This window comes from Mesorhizobium sp. M7A.F.Ca.CA.001.10.2.1 (assembly GCF_003998575.1).
Taxonomy (GTDB): domain Bacteria; phylum Pseudomonadota; class Alphaproteobacteria; order Rhizobiales; family Rhizobiaceae; genus Mesorhizobium.
This window is the reverse complement of the sequence record NZ_RZQY01000302.1, coordinates 1-6893: the sequence shown is the minus strand read 5'-3', so window position 1 is coordinate 6893 and position 6893 is coordinate 1. Positions and strand designations below refer to the sequence as shown.

General features: G+C 61.8%; 8 protein-coding genes. 2 read left to right on the top strand and 6 right to left on the bottom strand.

Going from position 1 to position 6893, the window contains the following annotated elements:
- The 6 genes from EN964_RS19530 to EN964_RS19505 form a co-directional block, all read right to left on the bottom strand.
- A partial coding sequence (locus EN964_RS19530) for a cation:proton antiporter (RefSeq protein WP_206528734.1) occupies positions 1-226 on the bottom strand: 226 nt, incomplete at its 3' end.
- 143 nt (positions 227-369) lie between these two features.
- Entirely contained in the window at positions 370-1623 is a 1254-nt protein-coding gene (locus EN964_RS19525; protein WP_127271053.1) for a murein L,D-transpeptidase, read from the bottom strand.
- A 358-nt stretch (positions 1624-1981) separates the two neighbouring features.
- On the bottom strand, positions 1982-2392 hold the full coding sequence (locus tag EN964_RS19520) for a hypothetical protein (RefSeq protein ID WP_236383325.1): 411 nt from the start codon (positions 2390-2392) through the stop codon (positions 1982-1984).
- 173 nt (positions 2393-2565) lie between these two features.
- Entirely contained in the window at positions 2566-3081 is a 516-nt protein-coding gene (gene ldtR / locus EN964_RS19515; protein ID WP_008875359.1) for a transcriptional regulator LdtR, read from the bottom strand.
- A 238-nt stretch (positions 3082-3319) separates the two neighbouring features.
- Positions 3320-3742 (bottom strand): DUF6163 family protein, encoded by a 423-nt coding sequence (locus EN964_RS19510; protein ID WP_127272646.1) that lies wholly within the window; start codon positions 3740-3742, stop codon positions 3320-3322.
- Positions 3739-4782, bottom strand: coding sequence for an enoyl-CoA hydratase/isomerase family protein (locus EN964_RS19505; RefSeq protein ID WP_127271351.1), 1044 nt, complete (start codon positions 4780-4782; stop codon positions 3739-3741). The genes EN964_RS19510 and EN964_RS19505 overlap by 4 nt, the downstream gene beginning before the upstream one ends.
- Positions 4783-5029: 247 nt before the next feature.
- On the opposite strand from EN964_RS19505, the gene EN964_RS19500 reads away from it, so the two are divergent.
- Positions 5030-5806, top strand: coding sequence for a DUF2066 domain-containing protein (locus EN964_RS19500; RefSeq protein ID WP_245484352.1), 777 nt, complete (start codon positions 5030-5032; stop codon positions 5804-5806).
- Positions 5807-5895: 89 nt separating this feature from the next.
- On the top strand, positions 5896-6893 hold a 998-nt coding region (gene hemB / locus EN964_RS19495; protein WP_127276642.1), incomplete at its 3' end, for a porphobilinogen synthase.

The window sequence follows — 6893 nt, the reverse complement described above, 5'->3', positions numbered from 1 at the left end:
GTTCACGCTTCGGTGCGCCATAGGCATCGCCGAACAGCAGCGGCGGAATGAACACCAGCAGAAACAGTTCCGGATTGATCTCGACATGGATGCCGCGCACCGGCCACGCAAGCGCGGCACCGATCGCAATCTGCAGCACCGGCAACGGCACCCGTACCAGGCGAACCAGAGCGCCGGAAAGCGCCACGAAGACGAGCACGACTAGAATGAAGACGGCGACTTCCATGGTCCGGTTCCAGGCTTTCCGCCGACCATGCGCAAAGCCGGCCGATCCGTCCAGCCGCCCGTCCCGTGAAAAACGCCGCGGCACCCAATCAATGAAAAAGGCCGCCCTGAGAGGCGGCCCTTTTATATATAAGAATCAAATGTTTATAGCGCAGACGTGATCTGCAGCTCGTTGTTGCCGTCAAGCGCGTAGACGTCGTCGCGGAACTGCACGACGCCCGGACCGGTCGACCAGGCCGAGAGATAGAGGAAGTGGACCGGCACCGGATTGGTGACCTGGATCGGCGTGTTTTCACCGGTCTTGATCGCCGCCTCGAAATGCTGGCGGTCCCAGCCGGGCGTGTCGCGCAGGATCCAGGTGACGAGGTCGCGCACATTCTGCACGCGCACGCAGCCCGAGGAATCGAAACGCAACATCTTGCCGAACAGGCTCTGCTGCGGCGTATCGTGCATGTAGACGCCGTCAGGGCTCGGGAAATTGATCTTCACCGAGGCCATGGCGTTTTCCGAGCCGGGATCCTGGCGGAAACGGTACTTGGCGGCGTCGTCGGTCGACCAGTCCACATTCATCGGATCGACTTCGCTGCCATCCGGCGCGAACAGGCGGATGTGGCTGTCCTTGAGATAATCGGGATCCTTCCGCATCAGCGGAATGATGTCCTTGCGGACGATCGAGACGGGCGCGTTCCAGTATGGATTGACGATGATCTCGTTGATCTTGGAATTGACGATCGGCGTCTGCCGGTCGATCTTGCCGACGATCGCGGTGTGGCGAAGCACGACGCGGTCGTTCTCGACCGCTTCGACCTGCGCTGCCGGAATGTCGACCAGCACGTAGCGGCTGCCCAGCGTGCCGGCCTTCTCGCGCAGCCGCTGCAAATTTGTCTGCAACTGGCCGAGCCGGATCTGCGCCGAAACGTTCATCGCCGCATAGGTGTATTTGCCGAGCGCACCATCGGCAGGTAGGCCATGGCGCAGCTGGAAACGCTTGACCGCCGAGTCGACATAGGAATCGAAGGCCGTCGAAATGCCGGCACTCTGCGACAGATCGCCGGAAACCATCAGCCGCTTGCGCAACGGCACCACATCCGGGTCATCGACGCCGAGCTGCAGCTTCTTGGTCGCGGGAACGTCGACCCAGCCGCCCTGCCCGACAATGTTCTGGTATTGCCCGACCGCCTGTTCCGTGAAGGCGACGGTCTGCGGGCTGAAGATCGGCAGCGTCGAGGCCACCTTGCCGCCCTCGCTGGCGCGGGCATCGAACTGGTCGTCCCAATTGCCGCGCGCGGAGGATTTCAGGATGTCACCGATCACATCCTGCGCATTGGCGCCGCCGGCGACCACTGCGGCTGCGAGCGCGGAGGCTCCGGAGAGGAAAAAACGACGGCTGGTTCTCATGGACGTTCCAGACATTTGTAGCAGTTCGATCACTTGCTGCGTTGATCACCGGGCGATCTCGCCCGCACTGTAAAATTGGCAATCTTAACAATAAGCCAACCATGCTCCGTATCACCCTGGTGTGACAGCGCCCAGGCGCGATACGGATTGTGGGTGAACGCATGGTCTTCACACCAGCATCACTGCCACTCTCGGTTCCACTGGAATATGGCGGCAACGTGGCCTAGCGCCCGAATCCGACTGACCGGCATTCCGAAAAGGACGGACCGATGCTTTTGGGTATCGGGTCGGAGCCGTCGCCGACATGGGGTCGACTGCCGCGCGGCAGGACCGGCAGCCAGCCGCGAACGACCCTGGCTCAAGGCTTCGAACCCGGAGCCTCCAACTCGGAACATCGTTGCAGCACTTGGTTCTCAGGGTAACGCAATATCTTGCTGTCATCGAGTTTGAGCAGCAGCGCCCGCCTCTTTTCCACACTGTCGGTATCGTCCGAGCAAGTCAGGTCCAAAATGACGGCGTCCAGGCCTTTGATCTTCTGGACTTTGTCGATTGTGCAGCCGACTTCCCACATTTCCACCGACTTATCGGTGAACGTCACTCTGGAGTCATTGCCGTCGCACGGGCTGCTGCCTTCCATGGCGAAGGCATCCTTCCACCATTCCTCGGCGAAAGCCGTTTCTGACGCAAGCAGTAGCGCCGCCGCGACAAAACAGATCTTGAAACGCCTGCTTCGACCCATCATGCCCCCTTGTGCGGCGACATTAGGCATTGTGGAAGCGAAAGCAAAGCGTGGCCCACGGGGTTGCGGTCAGCCGACAAACAGATGAACTCAAGTCGCCGTCAGTCGCTAGAAAAAGGCCGATGCCTCTCGGCACCGGCCCTGACTGAAGGTCGATATTTCGGCCGCGTTTCTGTGGCGCGGGCCGGATCCGATGCGGCGCCTTACATCCGGTAGGCGATGGTGTCGTTCCAGAAGCGGTCGAGCCGCTGCAAAGCACGGTTCATCTGCTTGAACTCGTCGGTGTTGATGCCGCCGACCTGCTCGATCGAGCCAACATGACGCTCGTAGAGGCCGGCAACGACCTCCGCCACCTCGTTGCCCTTCGGCGTCAGCGAGACACGGACCGAACGGCGGTCGATGCGCGAGCGCTGGTGATTGATGAAGCCGAGATCGACCAGCTTCTTCAGATTGTAGGAGACGTTCGAGCCGAGATAGTAGCCACGCGAGCGCAGTTCGCCGGCGGTCAGCTCGGAATTGCCGATATTGAACAGCAGCAGCGCCTGGATGGCATTGATGTCGGAACGGCCGTTGCGGTCGAATTCGTCCTTGATCACATCAAGCAGGCGGCGGTGCAGCCGTTCAACAAGCTGCAGCGATTCCATGTACAGGGAACGGATAGCCTCGCGGCGATCGTCGGATACGTTGGCGGTCTTCGCCGCCGGACGCGAATTGATCATTGTCTTTGCCTCTCGTTTGTCGCCCTGGTGATTTTTTGTTTTTCACCTTGATCGCGACACTATCGAATACTCATAAAATTCGACTTAAACGCTAGGGCTAACAAGAGCTTACCGGTAAGAGGTTTCGGAAGAGGCTTAACGAACGGTCACCCGAGCAAGGATAATTAACCTAAAGATTTCGGCAACGATTGCGGAGCTCATTCGAGGCGACAGTGGGGCCGCCAATGGGTTCAACGGCTTAGTGGCGGACCGGGCGCTTCTGCAGGTAGATGACGACACGGAAGACGATGTAGAGCAGCGCCACCGCCGCATGCGAGGCGACAATCAGCAAGCGGTGGCCGAATAGCTCGGGAAAGCCGGCATACATGACCGTCTCGGTCACCGCGCAAATGAACCAGATCACCGGCCCCCAGGACGCCAGCATCCACAGGCCGGCAGCGGCAAAGGGAAAGAACACGGCGAGCACCACCGCAGCGACCTGCCAGTGCACGGGCATCAGGTCGAACCGCCACAGCGTACCCGGATAAAAGCCGATCAACCTGATCCAGTAGAGAATGCCGAACAGCAGGCAATAGCCCGATATGACGCGCTGGAACCAGGCGAAGATCACCTCCACCCCGGAGGGCTGCAGCACGACGCGCCTCGAGGTCACCTCGCTCATATCAAGAGTTCCCGTTCGCCGAGCGGCGCGAAATAGGCATCGACATCCGCTTCGCTGACCGCAGCGAGGCTTGCCGGCCGCCATTGCGGCTTCGAGCCCTTGTCGATGATGGCGGCGCGGATGCCTTCGTAGAAATCATGGCCGGCGAGCATCCGGTTGAGGATGCGGAACTCCATCTTCATGCAGGCTTCCATGGACAGCGTCAGTCCGGCGCTGATCTGCCGCCAGGCGACGCGCAGGCTGGTCGGCGAGCGGGTGCGGATCGTCGCCAGTGTCTTTGCCGCGAACTCGTCGGCGGCGGCCGCACGCTCGAGGCTGTCGATGACGCGGTTCAGGGACGGTTGCGAAAAATGGCGGACAATCGCCTCCAGCGTCGGCCTGTCGGTTTCGCGCCTTGCCTGCACGAAGAAGCCGCGCAGCACCGATTCCGGATCGCCGGTCAGCGCCAGGCGGTCGAGAAAGCCAGCCTGGTCCTCGGCCTTGATGGTGTGGGTGGCCAGCCCCGACCACAGCGCATCGCCATAGCGGATGCGATTGCCGGTCAGCGCCAGATACATGCCGAAGGAGCCGCCGAGATCAGGCAGCAGGTGGCTGGCGCCAACATCCGGAAAAAAGCCGATGCCGACCTCCGGCATGGCAAATTGGGCATTCTCGGTCATCACCCGGTGCGAGCCATGGAAGGAGATACCGACGCCGCCACCCATGACGATACCGTCGATCAGGGCGACATAAGGTTTCCTAAAACTGTTGATGCGGGCATTGAGGCGATATTCATCGGCGAAGAACTCGACCGGCGGTTTTCCCGCCCGGCCTGTCTCATAGACATGCAGGATATCGCCGCCGGCCGAAAAGGCCCTGCCCTCTGCCTTGACGACGATGACGTCCATGCCCTGGTCGGCTTCCCAGGCGGAAAGAGCAGCGTCGAGCGCCCTGATCATGCCGTGCGTCAAGGCATTGAGCGCCTGCGGCCGCGTCAAGGTGACGACGCCGGCCCGGCCCAGATGTTCGAAGCGGATCTCGTCGCCTCCGCCAAAATCCATCGTGAAGAATCCCTCCCCCGGCCGCCGGGATTGAAGTGCTAAAGCGTGGCGCATGGGTGCGTCAATGGCGAGCACACCGGTGCAAGCTCTGGCCCGGACCAGGAGCGAGTGCTAAAAATCGAGCTGCAATACTGAAAAACTGGATAGAGTTCATTGCAGCGCAGCTCTGGCGGGTCTTCGAACGGGACGGTTGTTTATGACTCGATTTTCGCGCCTTGCGCCGGTGGCAATCGGGCTGAGCATCTGCTTGACTGTTCACCGGGTCATGGCGGCGACTTTGGAAGACCTCTACAATTCGCAGACCATCGTCAACGGCAAATACGAGAAGAACCGCCAGTCCGGCTTCAAGCGCTGCCTCGACGCGGTTCTGGTGCGGGTTTCCGGCGATCAGCGCCTGCCGGCGAAACCTGAAATGACGGCATTGCGCGACAAGGCCGGCAGCTTCGTCGCAGGCTTTCGCTACCGCGACCGCATGGAAGGCATTCCCAACCATGACGATCAGGGCACGTACGATCGGCCCCACAACCTTTCCTGCCAGTACAAGCCGGCTGAAATCGACCCGGTGCTGGCTTCGCTCGGCAGCAGGCCGTGGCTGGCCGAGCGGCCGCGGCTGGCGGTGTTTTTGACGACCGAGCGCGGAACAATGCATTATGCGCTCGATGCCGACGACGACCGTGGCATGCCGATGCGCGAATCGTTCGGCAATGCCGCCGTACCGCTGGCCATGCAGGTGGCTTTTCCCACGGCGGCGCAGCTGTCGCGGGCCGGATTGGACGATCAGGCGCTTCGCAATGCCGAGATGACGAAGCTCGACACACTGGCGAAGAAGACCGGCGCCGACCAGGCGCTTTCCGGCAGTCTCGTCTGGAGCGACAAGGAACTGGGCTGGATCGCCGACTGGCGGCTGGCCGCGGCCGGCAAGACCTACATCTGGCAGGTGCGCGGTGTCGGCTTCGACGAGGCTTTCCGTGTCGCCATCAGGGGCGCAGCACAGATTCTGTCAGGCAATGGGCAACCCGAATAGACTTCGACCGGATCGCTGGCACAATCGTGCCGCATTGGTCAGCAGCGGGAGCTCGTGGTAAAAGCCTGCCCGAACGAGAGTATTTAGCGATGAACAAATTCACCCCCGCAAAGCCCGCCGGCGCGCGCGGCGTCGACGAGATCACCGGCAGCCGCCGTCTGCGCCGCATGCGCAAGGCCGACTGGTCGCGCCGTCTCGTGCAGGAGAACCGGCTCACGGTCGACGACCTGATCTGGCCGATCTTCGTCGTCGAGGGCAAGGGTGTCCGCGAGCCGATCGCCGCCATGCCCGGCGTCTTCCGCCTGTCGATCGATCTCGCCGTCAAGGAGGCCGAGCGCGCGGCGAAACTCGGCATTCCGGCACTCGCCACCTTCCCCAATGTGGACATCTCGCTGCGCGACCAGACCGGCTCGCATATCCTCGATCCCGACAATGTCATCAACCGCGCCACCCGTGCGATCAAGGATGCGGTGCCGCAGATCGGCATCATCACCGACGCCGCGCTCGACCCATTCACCAGCCACGGCCATGACGGCATCCTGCGCGACGGCATCATCGTCAATGATGAGACGGTGGAACAGGTGACCGCCGCTGCCGTCATCCAGGCGGCCGCCGGCGCCGACATCATCGCGCCGTCCGACATGATGGACGGCCGCATCGGCGCCATCCGGGACGCGCTTGACGCCAATGGTTTTCAGGACGTCGCGATCATGTCCTATGCGACCAAATTCGCCTCGGCCTTCTACGGTCCCTATCGCGAGGCGGTGGGCACCGCCGGTCTGCTCAAGGGCGACAAGAAGACCTATTACATCGACCATGCCAATTCCGACGAGGCGGTGAGGGAGGCCGAACAGGACATCGCCGAGGGCGCCGACATGCTGATGGTCAAGCCCGGCCTGCCCTATCTCGACATCATCCGGCGGCTGAAGGACGAGTTCCAGATGCCGACCTTCGCCTACCAGGTGTCGGGCGAATATTCGATGATCAAGGCGGCAGGCGCCAATGGCTGGATCGACGGCGAGAAGGCAATGCTGGAATCGCTGCTCGCCTTCAAGCGCGCCGGGTGCGACGGCATCCTGACCTATTT